This is a genomic window from Anaerolentibacter hominis (genome assembly GCF_032380675.1).
Classification (GTDB): Bacteria; Bacillota; Clostridia; order Lachnospirales; family Lachnospiraceae; genus Anaerolentibacter; species Anaerolentibacter hominis.
This window is the reverse complement of record NZ_JAWDIX010000002.1, coordinates 24,335-40,118: the sequence shown is the minus strand read 5'-3', so window position 1 is coordinate 40,118 and position 15,784 is coordinate 24,335. Positions and strand designations below refer to the sequence as shown.

Below are 15,784 nucleotides of genomic sequence, written 5' to 3'. Positions count from 1 at the left end.
AACGACCCGTTTTTCAATCAGGTCATATCATCCCGAAGGGCATCAATAATATTCTCTCTTTTTATGCGGCGGACGGCATACAGCATGGTGATAAATACAATAAATAACACACCAAGCACACTGATTCCTATACTGCTCCATGGGAACAAATATTCAATTTCTGCCCCTCCGGCGTTAAAGCCTGTAACAATCAGCCAGGAGAGAATACCTGCGGCAGGAATTCCGAACGCCAATGTCCGCATGCCATAAAAGGCACACTCAAAATTCATCATTTTCTGAAAGTCCCGCTCCGACATTCCCACAGACCGGAGCATGGCAAGTTCTCTTCTCCTAAGCCTGATATTAGTGGAAATTGTGTTGAATACATTGGCGGCCCCAATCAATGAGATCATGATAACAAAAACATAGGTAAATACATTTACCACGAATAGGATATTCCGGTTCTGTTCCATAATTTTGTGCACATTGTAAAAAGCATAGTCAGCAGTAATCCCCGTCTCCTCAATCATCCCTTCCATCTCATCTGCCGACTGTGAGGGGCTCTCCGACAAGAAGGTTAAACCCAGTTCTGTGCGGGCAGACGGACTATCAAATTTTTCTTTTTGCTGATAGGGTGCGACCACCATAAAAACGTACTGTTTTACCTCGGAGGGGTCCCTGGGTAGCGTATCAACCGGTATAGTATCTACAAGGGTCAGGTTTATATTTTGTCCCTGCTCCTTTTTCTCCCCGCCGTCTGTACCAGGAGTAACCAAAATATTTATGGAACGGTCTGTAAACATGTCGATTAACACGTTTTCCCCATCTTTATTCACATCTTTATCTTTGGCTACAGCTATCATCCCGGCATTCTTCCCGGTGTAGTCCTTAGGAGATAATCCCAGGCTTTGAATAAAATCCAGAAATACACGGTCTTCAACAAACTGAATATCCAACAGAAGATCTGTCGTTTCATCTGTCAGATTCAAGCCGCCGGCATTCCGGTAAGCCTCCGAAAGCTTCTCCGTCTGCACGGTACATGTGTATTCAGAAATCGCCTGATAAGAACTTTCATAAACTCCGTCCGCGGTCTGCAGTTTCTCATATAACTGGAACAGCTCACTTTCTTCCATATCATGGGTGGTAAACATGATATCAAAGTCGCTGTCCACAACACCCTGTTGTGCTGCCTGCTTTAAATTAGCACTGAATGTACTTCCTGCAACAAAAAGCACAACACTCAGTGTGAGTGACAGCACAATACTGCGATACCGCTTCTTATTTCGCTTAAAGTTTTTTAATGCCAGCGTTCCTTCCAGCCCGTAAATACGCTGTGCAGTCCTGGAAGTTTTCACAGTCCCGGCGTCCACTTTCACCTCGTTGGTCTGGCGGATACACTCCATCACAGGCGTATTTGCAGCTTTCTTTGCCGGAATATACGCAGAAATCAGGATTGTAATCACTGCAACTACGGCTGCGGCTGCGGTTGCGGCGGGTGATATTTTCAGGGTTAGGGGGACCGTACTGTTGAGAAGATTACTGAAATTTCCTGCCACAAAGGATATCACCAGGCTGATACTTCCAATACCGGCAATGATGCCGATCGGTATGCCGATCACGCCGATACAGAGCCCCTCAAACAGAACTGAATTGCGCAGCTGCTTCGCTGTAGCTCCCACAGAAGAGAGTATCCCGAACTGTCTTGTACGTTCATTCAGGGAAATATTAAAAGAATTATAAATTAAGAATACGGAGCCGGTCATAATCAGGGCGACCAAAATAAACCCAACTGAGTACAAAAGTGTGTTAAATATTTTGTCATCCGACAACCCCATGAAACGCAGGACATTATCATTAAAGACATAGTTATGCCCTGCAGCTGTTTTATCAGCATAGGAACGGACTCCCCGTGGATCTGGCAGCTTCACGAATACGCTGAAGCTGTCAACCAGCTCAGCCGGATCTTCTGCCGTGATCAGGGTATAGCCGGGCGCCGAATATTCCTCGAATCCAGGCCTTTCACAAATACCGACCACCGTGTAGGTTTTGTCTGCTTTCGGTTCAAGTTTTTCTCCCTCTTTCCCCTCCGTATCCCCGGACATATAAGGATCATGCTGACCAAGAATTTTCGTATTGTCCATTCGGTTTCCCACAGCAAGAGTAAGCGTATCACCCACAGAAAATTTCACGCCGCCGTTTGCCGCCACATGTGCCGGGATTAATATTTCTCCGCTGTTTTGAGGCAGCCTGCCGCTCACAAGATTGACAGGCAGCTTCTCAAATGCTTCCCTGCCAAATCCAGCTATAAACAGGTACGGCTTGTCAGGGTTTTTACCGTCTATCAGTTGGGCATACCCAATATTTTGAAATGAGGCTGTATCCGCAGCTTTAGGGTCCACGGACCGTTCCTGAACAAAAGAGGAATTGACATCCAGAAATTCCACATGCCAGTCGCCGTATCTCACGGCTGCATCCTCCACCATATAGTTTTGCAGGGATATCGTAAAAGTAGCAACCGCCGTAATCATAGCGGCGGACAGGATAACCCCTATTATTGTTACAATCGTACGCGTACGGCTCTTTTTCATGCTCTGCAGAGCTGTTTTATGAAATATATTCATGACCGGACCACCAGCCTCTCATCACGCACTATTCTGCCGTCTGAAATACCGATAATACGATCTGCCTGCAGTGCTATGTTTTCATCATGTGTGACAAGTATAAGAGTCTGACCATATTTTTTGTTGCTCAGTTTGAGCAGATTAACAATCTCATGGCCGTTCCGGCTGTCCAGGCTGCCCGTCGGTTCATCGGCAAGCATAACCTGAGGTGCATTCATCAGAGCACGGCCGATAGATACACGCTGCTGCTGACCTCCGGAAAGCTGGTTGGGCAGATGGGCCTGCCGGTCTTTCAGTCCAAGCAGATCCAGCAGCTCATTCAGTCTCTCTTCATTGACCTTTCTCTTGTCCATCAGGACCGGCAGCGTGATATTTTCCACCACATTTAAAGTAGGAATAAGATTGTGAAACTGATAAATCAAGCCAACCTGCCTCCTGCGGAAAATAGCCAGTTTTTCATTGTTCTGGGCGTAAACGTCCTGTCCGTCCAGATATACCTTTCCGCTGGTCGGAACATCCACACCCCCGATAATGTGCAGCAGAGTCGATTTTCCGGAACCCGAGGAGCCAATAATAGCGGTAAACTCCCCCTTTTCAATTGTCAGTGAAATGTTGTCAAGCGCAGTAACCTGATTTTCTTCTTTGCCATACACCTTACATAAGTTTTCAATCCTTAAAAGCTCCATTATATGAGCCTCCTTTCCCATGGTTTCCCTATATAATAGAGCATTAAACTTACATCCCGGTGACTTTCAGGTGAAAGATCTGTCACTTTGGCAAACGGACAGTAAAAGCCGCCCCGCCCAGAGGATGGTTTTTGGCAGTAATTGTTCCGCCCTGCCGTGTTATAATCATCCTGCACAGAGCCAGTCCGATGCCATAACCTGCGGTGTCCGTATTCTTACCGCGATAAAACCGCTCAAACAGCCGGGACAGATCTTCCGTTTGAAAACCCGGTCCGCTGTCATGGATGGTAATCTCGGCAAACAGCGGATTATCGGTACCGCTGATCTCGATCTTACCCCGATCGCCAGCGCTTTCCATACAGTTTTTGAGGATATTTTGAATTGCTTCGGAAAGCCAGCCGGAATCACCCCAAATCTCAATTCCCGCCGGCACGGCAGTTATTACCTCAATCTCATGCAGTTCCATTGGGATCAGCAGCGGACGAAGTGAAGTCCTGATCAGGCTGTCCGCATCAATACGCTCCTTCTGAAATACCACTATGCCTGCATCCAGTCGGGATAATTTAAGCAGGGATGTCAGCAGCCAGTCCATATGCAAAAGAAGCTCTTCTATTTCACGGGCCAGTGTTTTCCGCTCATGCTCATCCGGGCTGCTGCCCATCAGTGATAATATTAAATTTGCTGATGTAAGGGGAGTCCGCAGCTGATGGGCTATATCGGCAAGGGAGTCGGACAGATGTTCCTTTTCCTTTTTCAGCGCTTCATTCTGTTCCCGGATGCGCAGTGTCATTTTCGTTATCTCGCTGCGCAGGATAGACAATTCGCCCTCTTCCTCTTCTCCTATATAGATGCGGTCAACATTATGAAGTACAAGATCAATCTGACTGGAAATCTGGGCAATATTTTGATAACGTGCCCTGTTAAACAGGAAAACCGCCGTGCCAGATGCCACGGCAAAAGAAGCATTAAGTATTCCTGCCGGCCAGCTGATTATAAAACCCGCTGTTACAGCTATTGCTGACATAACGATAAACATAACGGCAAACTGCCGGAATTCTCTATTTCGAAGCATAGCCATCCCCCAATTTGTATCCGGTTCCCCGGACAGTCAGTATAATCTGCGGATTGGCCGGATCGTTCTCTATCTTCTCCCGCAGGCGTTTGATGTATACAGTTAACGTATTGTCATTGACAAATTCACCCGCCGCGTCCCACAATTCATCCAGAAGCCTGCTCCTTGTAATTATCTGTTTCGGGTTGTTCACAAATACCAGAAGCAGACGGTATTCCAGGGCAGAAAGCGGAATCTCGCCCCCTTCTTTCTTCACAACGCCGCTTGATGTATCGACGGAAAGTCCGCGGATTTCAAAAACGTTTCCCCGCCCTCCGATTTTACGCAGGGCAGTATTGATTCTGGCAATTAATTCACGGGGACGAAAGGGCTTTATGACATAGTCATCTGCCCCCATATTAAGTCCCGTAACTACACTTGCCTCATCCCCGAAAGCTGTTACAAAGATAACGGGAATATCCCCCTTCTCTTTGATTTCCGTATAAACAGTAAATCCATTTCCATCCGGCAGTGAAATGTCAACAAGTGCCAGATCGAATTGATCCTTTGCAAGCAGTGCAACGGCTTCACGCCGGGCGGAAGCATGGGTGACCATAAATCCCTCCGATCGGAGCAAAAGCACCAGATTTTTAGCGATTGCCTTGTCGTCCTCAACCAAAAGTATTCGTCTCATTTATGTCCACCATCCTTTTCTTCTCTTCTGCCCGCTTCCGATTTATATTCTGATACTTACAAATAAAACAGTTAACTTTATTATATTTATTTCAGCAGAACTATACAAGCCAGGTATTCCATACAAACATTAACAAAAATAGTTCTCATCCGTTCGCGAACCACTTTCTTAGTTTACATTGAATTTAACTGAGAAATATAATAAACTTTAAGTGCAGAGGAAATTTGTCTTACTGCATAAAATCTGTTACTGGGAGGAGAGGTATATTGAATCAGAAAATGAAATATCCCAGGAAGACCATTCTCTTAATCCTATTCTGTGTTCTTTTGCTCAGCTTCAGTATTATGACTCTGTTTTTCCACTACCGCAGAAAAATCAATGAAGAATTCGATGTTTTAATCAAAGAAAATCTGACCGCGTATACGGTCAGTCAGAAACAGGAGGTTGTTTCAACCATACAAGATATCCAGGGAACCTTGCAGGCGATCGCTGTTATGGCAGAGACCAGTTCACACGGTCCACTGGAATCGTGGATAGCCGATTATCTGAATGTGATCAACAAACGGCAGAACGGCCAGTATACCATCAACTATATCACCATGGAAAATCTTTATGAAACCATTCTTCAGCAGAATTCCTCTGCCTCGGAACTGGATACCTATAATCGTTTGCTCCGCGCGGAAAGTATTGTCTCCGAAGTCCGATTTTCAAACCGTCTCGGCAAGGACTACTACTACAGTATCGCTGTTCCCACCACAGACAGCGGCCGTACCGTGGGCGTGCTGCGCAGTGTCATGAAGGCAGATCAGTTGGTACGCACACTGCAGACCGGATATTTCAGGGAGTCCGTACATTCTTATCTGGTGAAACAAGACGGCCAGCTGATTCATGTGAGTAATGACGGCTCAGATGACACATTGCCGGAGCTGAATATCTATGAGGCTTTGCAGCAAAATGGTGTCTCAGAACAGAATACGGCACTTCTCAAAGCGGCCATATCAGAAAATAAAGAAGATACCTATCACTTTACCAGCGGGGAAGCTTCCTTTTACTGTTCCGTTACCAGTCTGGGCTATAATGGGTGGCATATATTCAATGTAACAGAAGCCCGGGATGTTGCCCTGCATTCTTCTACGATTCTGAATAATACGGTTTGGTCCGGTGTCATTCTGGTTCTGATTACAGCAGCGGTGGGCATACTGGTTTATCGCATTGTCCGCAGACAGTGGCGGAGACTGGAGCTGGAACATTCCCGTTATGCCGCTCTGGCCAGTTTTTCCGATACAATCCTTTTTGAGTACTATTATCAGACGGATACGATCGAATTTACATCCAATGCCACCAAGCTTCTGAATCTGGATTCCCATCAGATTTATCATCCGCAGGATAAGTTAAATCCCACAGGCAGACTGCATCCTCAGGATCGGGAGAAGACAGCATTCATACTTAAGAATCTGCCGGCAGAAGGAGTGATTTCTCAGACTGAACTGAGGTTTCTCATGGAAGATGAAACATATCATTGGTATTCCTGTCAGTATCAGGTCATATACGAGAGCGGCGGCCGGCCGGCCATTCTGCTTGGCAAACTGACCGATATCAGCTTGCAAAAAGAAAAGGAGCTGGGTCTGCTGAAGCAATCCGAGCAGGATTCCCTTACCGGCCTATACAATAAAGGTACTTTTTGCCAGCGGGTACAAAAAGCACTTCAAACGGAAAAAAGCGGTGTCTTTTTCATGATTGATGTAGACAATTTTAAAACCGTAAATGACACCTACGGCCACGCTGCCGGAGATCAGGTGCTGAACGAAATTGGAATTTTTCTTGTTAATGTATTCCGTAAGAGTGATCTGATCGGAAGGATCGGAGGGGATGAATTCGCCGTATTTATGCCAGGCACTTCAAATCATGATATTGCTGTGGTCAAAGCTGAAACTCTGCTGGATAACCTGGCCGGAATCACCTGTTCCGGTCACACTGCAGGAATTTCATGCAGCATTGGAATATCCTGTTATCCTGAAGACGGCAGCAGCTACGGGACGCTCTATCAAAGTGCGGATCAGGCAATGTATCTTGCAAAACAGCAGGGTAAAAACAGGTATTGTTTCACTGTAAAACAGCAATAACATTAAAAAGCAGCCCTTCCGGATAACCTAGGACAGGGCTGCTTTTATAATATTAGTTTTATTTATACTTCTCTCAATCTGTCAACAATAGATTCCCTGCTGATGTGCCGGTAGAAGATAAGCGGCACCATACAGGCGATTAGCCCAAGCACCGGGAGGCACAAGATAATAGGAAGCAAAGTAAAATGATAGACAAATGCATACTGCATAGACACAATCATCTGTACCAGATAGTACCCTGCCACAGAACCCAGGGTGGCGGCAAACAGAAATGTCAGGCCGATATAGGCCAGGCTTTCCCAGATCAGCATCTGTTTTAACTGCTTTCCGCTCATTCCGATCGCCTGGAGCATAGACAGTTCCTTCCTTCTTGCAAGCAGGGATGTGAGGACGGCATTCACAAAGTTTAAGATACCGATAAGAGCAAGGATAACACTGAGCGTCCCGCCTACCGCAATATAGGTATTCTGAGTCTTCTGAAATTCCTGGCGGTATGTCTCTCTGGAGACATAGCTTAAGTTAGGGTCCGTACTGTTGCAGTAATCCGCCATAAACCTTTCTGCATTCACAAGCTCTGATTCATCCACGTCAAAGACTACCCGCATCGGCTTTCTTTCCCCATACAGCTTCTGAAATTCTTCCTGTGGAAGAATCACCGACAGTCCCCAGTCCAAGGTAAATTTAGAAGAAAAGACATATGGCATCTTGGCATCCGCCATTACGGTATATTCTCTTATCTTCCCATCTTTTCCCTCCAGTTCAATCGTATCTCCCGGCTCGTAAAACACACCTTTTCCTGTACTCATAATTTGGAGAATATCATTGACCAGCACATATTTTCCGCTTCTCCATTTTTCAGCATCGAAGGACCCTGCCTTATAATCCGCTGCCTCCGCCATAGATTCGTCCACGCCATAACTCATCATTGTGGTTTTTCTGGATTTCCTCGTCTGCTCAGCTGCTTCTCTGTTAAAAGCAAACTCGAGCCAGCTATCCCCCAAATTATCCACTGCCCGGTCAAATCGCTCAAGTGTTTCATCATTCATATCGACAATATTATCAATTGCATAGATCTGCGAGTAATAATTAACTCCCGGCAGTTCCTTCACCTGATTTTCGAATTCCGGCGAAATACCATCCAGAATATTGTTGATATTCCCTACAGACTCCAGCGTGAAGTCTGCCACGGAGAAATCCGTTGGGGCCAGCTCATTAATATAGGTCTCCAGATCAAAGCCGCTCACTGCTGTGTAGGTGCTGTTCAGTAAAATCATGCTCAGAGTGAGGGAGAGCACAACCAGTACCGCCTTCTTCCGGTTTCTTCCCAGATTCTCCATCGCCATGGAAAAAGGAGAACAGCTCCCGGTCCGCTTCGCCTTCTTTTTTCCGCTATCCGGCACATCCGTATAGCGGACGGCTTCCACCGGAGAGACCCTGGATGCCAGCCGGCAGGGACGGATACAGCTGATCAGTACGGTCAGGACAGAAAATGCCGCAGCTCCCAGCAGGACCAGAGGATTTACCCGGTACAGCCCCGGGCCGCCGATATAAAACTGTGACGCAATAACCGGGAGTAACAGCTTCCCGACCAGATACCCCGCAAGCGCTCCCATCGGGATACCGATGCAGGAGAGCAGAAGTGCCTGCTGCCTTACCAGCTTCTTCAGCTGCCTTCCGCTGGCACCAATTGTTTTTAGCAGACCATAATACTGAATATCCTGGGATACGGAGATATAGAAAATATTATAAATAATCAGATATCCCGACAGCATGACCCCGGTCAGCAAAACGCCGACAGCCAGTATGACGCTTAAGTCCACGGTCTGTGCAGAATTCTGATATACCGGGTTGATGCCTGTCGGACGATCCGGATTCAGTCCCGCATCTGTCAGAAGATCCTTTAACTTTTCCTCCAGGTGAAAGGTGTTGGAAAAATCAACAGAAGCCTGTATTGTTCCGTCAATTTTCGAAAAATCTGTCACCGGTTCCTGCGGGACCGGTGCGATCTGATCGCTGTAATCTCTGGAGACCCATACCATCTGAGCCATAGCGATAATATCCCCATCCCAGTAGCCGCAGAGAGTAAAGGTGTCTTCATATATTTTATCATTCACACGGATTTTTATTGAGAACTCCTGTCCCAATTCCAGAGGAACTCCCAGCTTCTGAAGAACTTTATCGCTGACCGCTGCCTCTTTTCCCGAAACCGGCATCCGGCCTGTGGTGGGATAAGAAAACGCCTGTTTTGCATAGTCATCATCTGCCCAGTGAACCTCCGTGTTCAGCTTAGCGATTTCCTCATTGACGGCCTGTCCGGTTACTATGGTATGGCACACACTTTTCATTTTATGGGAGGTCAACAGCTTGTCATATTCTGACTGGCTCATATACTTAATCGAAGTATGTCCGTCGCCTCCTATAGAACGAAGTTCAGACTGCTTTGTTTCCTCCGCGATACCTCCTCCGATGGTAAACAGGCTTGCAAATAGAATCGTCGTCAGTACAATGGCCAGCACAGCGATGATATTCCGGCTTTTTCTGGATTTTAATGTCCGCCGGGAGAGGAGGCCCAGCATCTGCTTACTATTTACCTGAAACATCCGCCATCCCCTCCTTTATCCTTCCATCTTCAATCCGTATAATCCGGTCTGCCAGCTGCGCAATCTGTTCATTGTGGGTGATAATCACCATCGTCTGGTCAAACTGCTTGTTCCCTGCTTTCATAAGGCCCAGCACATCCTGGCTGGTCCGGGTATCCAGATTTCCGGTCGGTTCATCTGCGAGAAGAATGGCAGGCTTGCTTGCCAGCGCCCTGGCGATGGCAACTCTCTGCTGCTGTCCTCCGGAAAGAGTAGAAGGAAGGCTCTGACACTTTTCTTCCAGCTTCAGCATCCGCACTACCTTAGTCACATAAGCCTCGTCCACCTGCGCTCCGTCCAATCGGATCGGCAGGATAATATTTTCATATACATTTAATACCGGTACCAGATTAAACTGCTGGAACACAAATCCTATGTTTCTTCTTCGGAATACCGACAATTCCTCATCGTTCATTTTGGACAGTTCCTGGTTGTTCACCCATACCCGTCCCTCCGTAGGCACATCCAGTCCTCCCAGCATGTGAAGCAGGGTGGATTTCCCGCTTCCCGAGGTGCCGACAATCGCCACAAATTCGCCGTGGCTTACGGAAAAATCCACTCCGTCCAGCGCTTTGGTCAGATTGGGCTCTTTGCCGTAATATTTCTTAAGGCCTTTTGCCTGTAAAATTTTATCTGTTTCCATTTCTAAAATCCTCCCTTCCTTTAACACCTTTATTCTACAGACAAAGGCTCTCAGAATACTCTCAAAAAGCTCACAGTCCTGTGAGTATTTCTAATCACTGTTCAATCATCAGGCATATCACTGTTATAGAACAAAGCATGGTACTATAATCACAAAGAAATGCGGGCCAAAAGCCCGCATTTCATGCACTATTATAATTCGCACTCCACCGGCAGAAAAACGGAAAATATGGAGCCTTTCTTTAACTGAGATGACACCTGAATGTACCCTCCCTGTTTCTGTATGATTTCCCTGGCCAGATACAGGCCGACACCGATGCCCTCTTCGTCCCTGACATCCGCTCCCCTATAGAACCGTTTAAAAACAGCCCCCTGTTCCGGCTCTGCGATTCCTCTCCCGCTGTCCGCCACATCAATCCTGGCATAGCAGTCCCAACGGCTGACTTTGACCCAAATGTTTCCCTGCTCCTCCGTATATTTCACCGCATTGTCCAACAGATTAAAAAGGGCCTCCTCCGTCCATCTGGCATCATGACAGACCAGAATATCTTCCCCGCAGTCCACACTGACGTTCAGCTTTTTCTGCTCCGCCCGCAGTGCAATCTCCCCCAACGCTGATGCCACCGTATTATAGACAGGCGCCACAACCGGTTTGACCTGTATCACACCTGTCTCCAGTCTGGACATTTTAATCATGGACTGGATCAGAAATTCCAGCTTATCCCCCTCACCGGCAGCCAACGCAGCAAATGCAATCCTCTTTTCTTCCGGCAGATCCTCCTCCTGTAAAATAGAAAGATACATCTTAATATTGGCGATCGGAGTTTTCACCTGATGGGAAATATCCCCGATCAGCCCCTGAATAATCTGTTTTTGGGCTGCACTCTCCCTGCTGCTATTCTGAAGAATCCCGTACAGACGCAGAAGCTTATTCTGCGCTCTAGCCACCACTGTCTCAGGGGCTTCCGTGATCTGAAACTCTACCTCCTTTGCATCGTTGATCATTTCATCCATACATCGGTTCAGATCATCAAAAATGGCGGTCACTCTACGTTCGCAGGCGGCAGTAAATCCCCAGGCCAGGGATAATGCCCCGCCTGTGGTGAGTACCAGAAGCACACCCCCTATGGGCTTAAGTCCGCCCCATATCAATGCAGCGGCTGTCAGCACACATACGATCACACTCACGATAACAGAAGTGATTATAATTTTGCGAAATGACGTCTTACGTTTCACGGTACCCATCTCCCATCCACATGTATCCCATACCATAAACGGTCTTGATATACTTGTGCTGCGCATCTTCAAACTTCTTCCTCAGCCGGTTTATATTCACTTCCAGCGTATGCTCATCCACATAGTTCTCCTGCTCATCATACAATCGTTCCATCATAACTCTTCGGGTCATCACCTTTCCCGGGTTTGCTGCAAGAAGCTTAAGCATCCGGTATTCCGTAGGTGTCAATACAAATTCATCCTCATTCCGGCTTCCTTTCAATTGTTCAAAATCCAGAGTCAGAAAACCATCCTGATAAAAGGCGTTTTGTCCCCCTGCTCCGGATCGTTTCAGCACCGCCTGGATTCTTTTCTTCAGGACCATCGTGCTGAAAGGCTTTGTTATGTAGTCGTCTGCCCCCAGATCAAAGCCCGCTGCTTCGTCCTCCTCCAGATCTTTAGCGGTCAGAAATATAACTGGTACCTGGCAAATCTTTCGAATACGAGGGCACAGATCAAACCCGCTGATATCTGGAAGATTCACGTCCAGAATTACCAAGTCATATTTTTCTGAAGAAAGGGCGGGAAATACATCCAGGCCGGCAGATACCGCCTGTACCAGGTATCCTTCCCTCCCAAGTTCATAAACCAATCCCTCCCGCAGGGGAGTATCATCCTCAACAATTAAAATTTTGCTCATTGAAAGCTCCTTCTGAATGTAATAAGAAAACAGGGATGCCGCCAAAATTACGACATCCCAGATAACAACCGGTCAATAACAGCAGGGAATGAAACTAAGGCGCTCTGCCCCGCTTTGCCATCAGATATTCACACCCATCTTCCGAAGCAGTTCCTTTGCTTCCTGAATCAGTTTTTCGGGAACATCTTCGTTTCTTTCCTTAAAATCTTTCAAGTCCTGCTTTATCTCTTCCAGCCGTTTTTTCAGCTCCGGATTATTTTTAATCTCGTCCGCTTTCTCCACGACGGCATCCGCTATGATTTCCGCCTTTTCCGTAAAATCTTCTTTGATCCGTCCGAAATCAATCTTGTCGATCTCTTCTTTTACCCGGTTCAGCTTTAAGTCATCCCAAGAAAATCCCATGTCTGCACTTATTTTCCTTTCTTTTTCTTTAATCCTTCTTCCAATTTATCGGCAACCGTCTCAAGCACCTTGATTCTGGCATAATACTTGGAGTTGCCCTCCACAATCGTCCACGGAGCATAGGTGGTGGAGGTGCGCACCAACATCTCATCCACTGCTCTCTCGTAATCGTCCCATTTCTCACGGTTGCGCCAGTCTTCCTCCGTGATCTTCCACTGTTTTGACGGAATTTCCATTCTCTCCTTGAAACGGCGCTCCTGTTCATCCTTATCAATGTGCAGCCAGAATTTCAGCAGCAACACTCCTGATGAGGTGAGGTGCTCTTCCATCTCATTGATTTCACGGTAAGCCCTCTTCCACTCCGCCTCTGTACAAAAGCCCTCGATCCGCTCCACCATAACCCTGCCGTACCAGGTACGGTCAAAAATGGCAATATGACCGTTCTTTGGAAAACGGCTCCAGAATCTCCACAGATAATGATACTGTTTTTCCAGATCCTTCGGAGCGGCTGTCGTGCATACTTCATAGCCTCTGGGGTCCATCGGCTCCGTCAGACGCTTGATCGCTCCGCCCTTACCTGCAGCATCCCAGCCCTCAAAGGCGGCGATTACCGGTATCCGGTTCAAAAATATCTCATTGTGCAATACCTCAAGACGCTTCTGTACTGCCCGAAGTCTCTTTTTATACTCGTCCCTCTCCATCGTCCGGCTCAGATCCACATGTTTGAGCACCTGCGTATGGAAGCCAGACTCCCCCTGATAAACCGGCTGAGCACTCTGATGCTGTTTTCTCTTGATTGCCGCTTCCAGAGAATCCACAGCTGCGCTGATAATCTGCGCGCTGGCCCAGTCATCGTCTTCTGCCTCCACGATCGTCCACGGAGCATAGCTCACATCCGTCCGCTCCAGCATTTCCTCATTTATCTTTAAGTATTCCTCGTACTTCTTATGACGCAGCCAGTCACCTTCCCCTACCTTCCAGCGGGTTTCACTGTGGCTTTCCAGCTCTTCAAACCGTTTTTTCTGCTCCTTTTTGGAAATGTAAAGGAAAATCTTGATAATCACCATCCCGCTGTCGGAAAGCTGACGTTCAAAGGCCAGAATATCCCGGTACGCCTTTTCAACTTCCTCCATGGAAGGCTTCAGATCAAAGCGGTCCAGACTCACCCTGCGGTACCAGCTACGATCAAATACGGCAATCTCGCCAAGCTTGGGAATCCGGTTCCAGTATCTCCATAGAAATGGATGCGCCGCCTCTTCCTCTCTCTCCCGGTTCATGGCATGAACGCTGAAAAACCTGGGGTCCAGAGGATAGATGAATCGGCCGATCTGATATCCCTTTCCCGTTCCGTCAAGGCCCTCAAACACAATGGTAACCGGAATATTCTCCTCCCTGCACTGCCGCTGCAGTTCAGACAATTTCTCACAGTTCACCTTGTAGATCTCCTTGCTCTCTTTTCTGTCCGGCTTGGGGTTCTTTCCTATTTTCTCCAACATACGCCGCTCCTTTCCCCCACCATCTCACGGAAAGCTCGTCTTAAACCTAAATTGCACAGACAGCTCACCTGCTGGTAGGATTCCCATAATTTCTACATTTTATCGGTTTAAAACCGTAGTAATAACAGGTTTGCCTTCCCGGTCCAGAAGCGGTGTCAACCCTCCTGAATTGCCGCGCTGATGATAAAAGTAATTCACTCCGGTCTCCCTGTCCACCCATATTTCGTTTACATTCATCGTACCTTTTGTATAAATCCGTTCAAACCTGTCTTCCATATTTCTTTTTACCTCATCACGTTTTATTTATGCACAGTATAGCATATCTTTGCTTTCATGTCATTTCCCATTCCTATTGCATATAATACTTAAACCTGATACGCCGTAAGAAGTCGTCCGTATGATTTTTTATGCCGTGTCGCTTAAAAACAGACTCCGGCATGGAGGTAACATGAAAGCTTGCAGACTCTTTTTCTTCTCTTCCTCTGAACCATCCGGCCAGCAGCTGGCCTATCAGATATCAGTCCGCACCATACTGATCAATCTCACCCTGAGTATATTTAAATTTATCGCCGGTATTGCAGGCCATTCCGGAGCCATGCTCTCCGACGCTGTTCATACTGCCTCCGATGTCTTTACCACAATAATCGTGATCATCGGTGTGGCTATCTCCGGCAGAGCATCCGATGAAGGGCACCCCTATGGACATGAACGCCTGGAATGTATAGCCGCAATCCTTCTGGCTGTCATTCTGTTTGCAACCGGAATGGGAATCGGGGCCGCCGGTATCCAGAAAATCGCAGGCGGACAAACGCAGCATTCTGTCCCCGGCCTCCTGCCCCTGATCGCCGCAGTCGTATCCATCCTCACAAAAGAAGGCATGTACTGGTATACCCGCGCAGGCGCCAGAAAAATCCATTCCGATGCTCTGATGGCCGATGCCTGGCACCACCGCTCCGATGCACTCTCCTCCATAGGAAGCCTGATCGGAATCGCCGGAGCCAGATTAGGCCTTGCCATACTCGATCCCCTGGCCAGTATCGTCATCTGCCTCTTTATCATAAAAGCCTCCGTCAGCATCTTTAAAGACAGTATGGAAAAACTGGTCGATAAATCCTGCGATCCCGAAACCATCGACCGGATTCGTGAAACCATACTGGCCCAGACAGGCGTAATCTGTATCGACGATATCAAGACCCGGATGTTCGGGTCCAAAATCTACATCGATATCGAAATCGGGGCGGATGGAAATCAGACCCTGCGGGAAAGCCATACCATAGCAGAGCAGGTTCATCTCGCCATCGAAGAGACATACCCAAAAGTCAAGCACTGCATGGTACATGTGAATCCGAAGTAACCGATAGGGAAGAATGAATAGTGAATAACGGTAAGCAACTCTTCTTTCATACTTATTAATTTACCCATAATCTTTCCATCTCGTTTTTCATTATTCATTCTTCACTATTCTTTTCATTGCCCTCTACACTCTTTCACTTTCCCTTCCGTTCTTCATTTTTCACTCTTCACTATTCTTTTCAT

The 15,784-nt window shown here is 47.2% G+C and carries 13 protein-coding genes; 2 read left to right on the top strand and 11 right to left on the bottom strand.

Translation table 11 applies throughout. The features are described 5' to 3' along the window. Window positions 1–17 precede the first annotated feature (17 nt). From ABCW47_RS09380 to ABCW47_RS09365, 4 genes are all read right to left on the bottom strand, one after another. Window positions 18–2,600 carry an ABC transporter permease gene (locus ABCW47_RS09380; RefSeq protein WP_343209660.1) on the bottom strand — a complete coding sequence of 861 codons (2,583 nt, stop codon included), beginning with the start codon at window positions 2,598–2,600 and terminating at the stop codon, window positions 18–20. Beyond that, window positions 2,597–3,286, bottom strand: coding sequence for an ABC transporter ATP-binding protein (locus ABCW47_RS09375; protein WP_343209659.1), 690 nt, complete (start codon window positions 3,284–3,286; stop codon window positions 2,597–2,599). The genes ABCW47_RS09380 and ABCW47_RS09375 overlap by 4 nt, the downstream gene beginning before the upstream one ends. A gap of 82 nt (window positions 3,287–3,368) precedes the next feature. Beyond that, window positions 3,369–4,358 (bottom strand): sensor histidine kinase, encoded by a 990-nt coding sequence (locus ABCW47_RS09370; protein ID WP_343209657.1) that lies wholly within the window; start codon window positions 4,356–4,358, stop codon window positions 3,369–3,371. After that, window positions 4,345–5,031, bottom strand: a complete 687-nt coding sequence (locus ABCW47_RS09365) for a response regulator transcription factor (protein ID WP_343209656.1) — start codon at window positions 5,029–5,031, stop codon at window positions 4,345–4,347. The genes ABCW47_RS09370 and ABCW47_RS09365 overlap by 14 nt, the downstream gene beginning before the upstream one ends. 266 nt (window positions 5,032–5,297) lie before the next feature. Here ABCW47_RS09365 and ABCW47_RS09360 point away from each other — a divergent pair, with 266 nt between their 5' ends. After that, the gene (locus tag ABCW47_RS09360; protein ID WP_343209655.1) at window positions 5,298–7,154 is read left to right on the top strand and encodes a sensor domain-containing diguanylate cyclase; all 1,857 of its coding nucleotides are present in this window, start codon (window positions 5,298–5,300) and stop codon (window positions 7,152–7,154) included. A 62-nt stretch (window positions 7,155–7,216) separates the two neighbouring features. On the opposite strand, the gene ABCW47_RS09355 is transcribed toward ABCW47_RS09360, so the two are convergent. From ABCW47_RS09355 to ABCW47_RS09325, 7 genes are all read right to left on the bottom strand, one after another. Next, entirely contained in the window at window positions 7,217–9,754 is a 2,538-nt protein-coding gene (locus ABCW47_RS09355; protein ID WP_343209654.1) for an ABC transporter permease, read from the bottom strand. Beyond that, window positions 9,738–10,436: an ABC transporter ATP-binding protein gene (locus ABCW47_RS09350; RefSeq protein ID WP_343209653.1), complete on the bottom strand. Its 699-nt coding sequence runs from the start codon at window positions 10,434–10,436 to the stop codon at window positions 9,738–9,740. The genes ABCW47_RS09355 and ABCW47_RS09350 overlap by 17 nt, the downstream gene beginning before the upstream one ends. 191 nt (window positions 10,437–10,627) lie before the next feature. Then, window positions 10,628–11,671: a sensor histidine kinase gene (locus tag ABCW47_RS09345; protein ID WP_343209652.1), complete on the bottom strand. Its 1,044-nt coding sequence runs from the start codon at window positions 11,669–11,671 to the stop codon at window positions 10,628–10,630. Then, complete coding sequence (locus ABCW47_RS09340) at window positions 11,661–12,350, bottom strand: response regulator transcription factor (RefSeq protein WP_343209651.1); 690 nt, start codon at window positions 12,348–12,350, stop codon at window positions 11,661–11,663. The genes ABCW47_RS09345 and ABCW47_RS09340 overlap by 11 nt, the downstream gene beginning before the upstream one ends. 120 nt (window positions 12,351–12,470) lie before the next feature. Beyond that, the gene (locus ABCW47_RS09335) at window positions 12,471–12,752 is read right to left on the bottom strand and encodes a hypothetical protein (protein WP_343209650.1); all 282 of its coding nucleotides are present in this window, start codon (window positions 12,750–12,752) and stop codon (window positions 12,471–12,473) included. 8 nt (window positions 12,753–12,760) lie between these two features. Beyond that, window positions 12,761–14,248: a polyphosphate:AMP phosphotransferase gene (pap, locus tag ABCW47_RS09330; protein WP_343209649.1), complete on the bottom strand. Its 1,488-nt coding sequence runs from the start codon at window positions 14,246–14,248 to the stop codon at window positions 12,761–12,763. Window positions 14,249–14,347: 99 nt separating this feature from the next. Then, window positions 14,348–14,524 (bottom strand): DUF6440 family protein, encoded by a 177-nt coding sequence (locus ABCW47_RS09325; protein ID WP_343209648.1) that lies wholly within the window; start codon window positions 14,522–14,524, stop codon window positions 14,348–14,350. Window positions 14,525–14,696: 172 nt separating this feature from the next. Here ABCW47_RS09325 and ABCW47_RS09320 point away from each other — a divergent pair, with 172 nt between their 5' ends. Further along, a complete protein-coding gene (locus tag ABCW47_RS09320) occupies window positions 14,697–15,602 on the top strand; it encodes a cation diffusion facilitator family transporter (protein WP_343209647.1) in 906 nt (301 codons plus the stop codon). Window positions 15,603–15,784 lie beyond the last annotated feature (182 nt).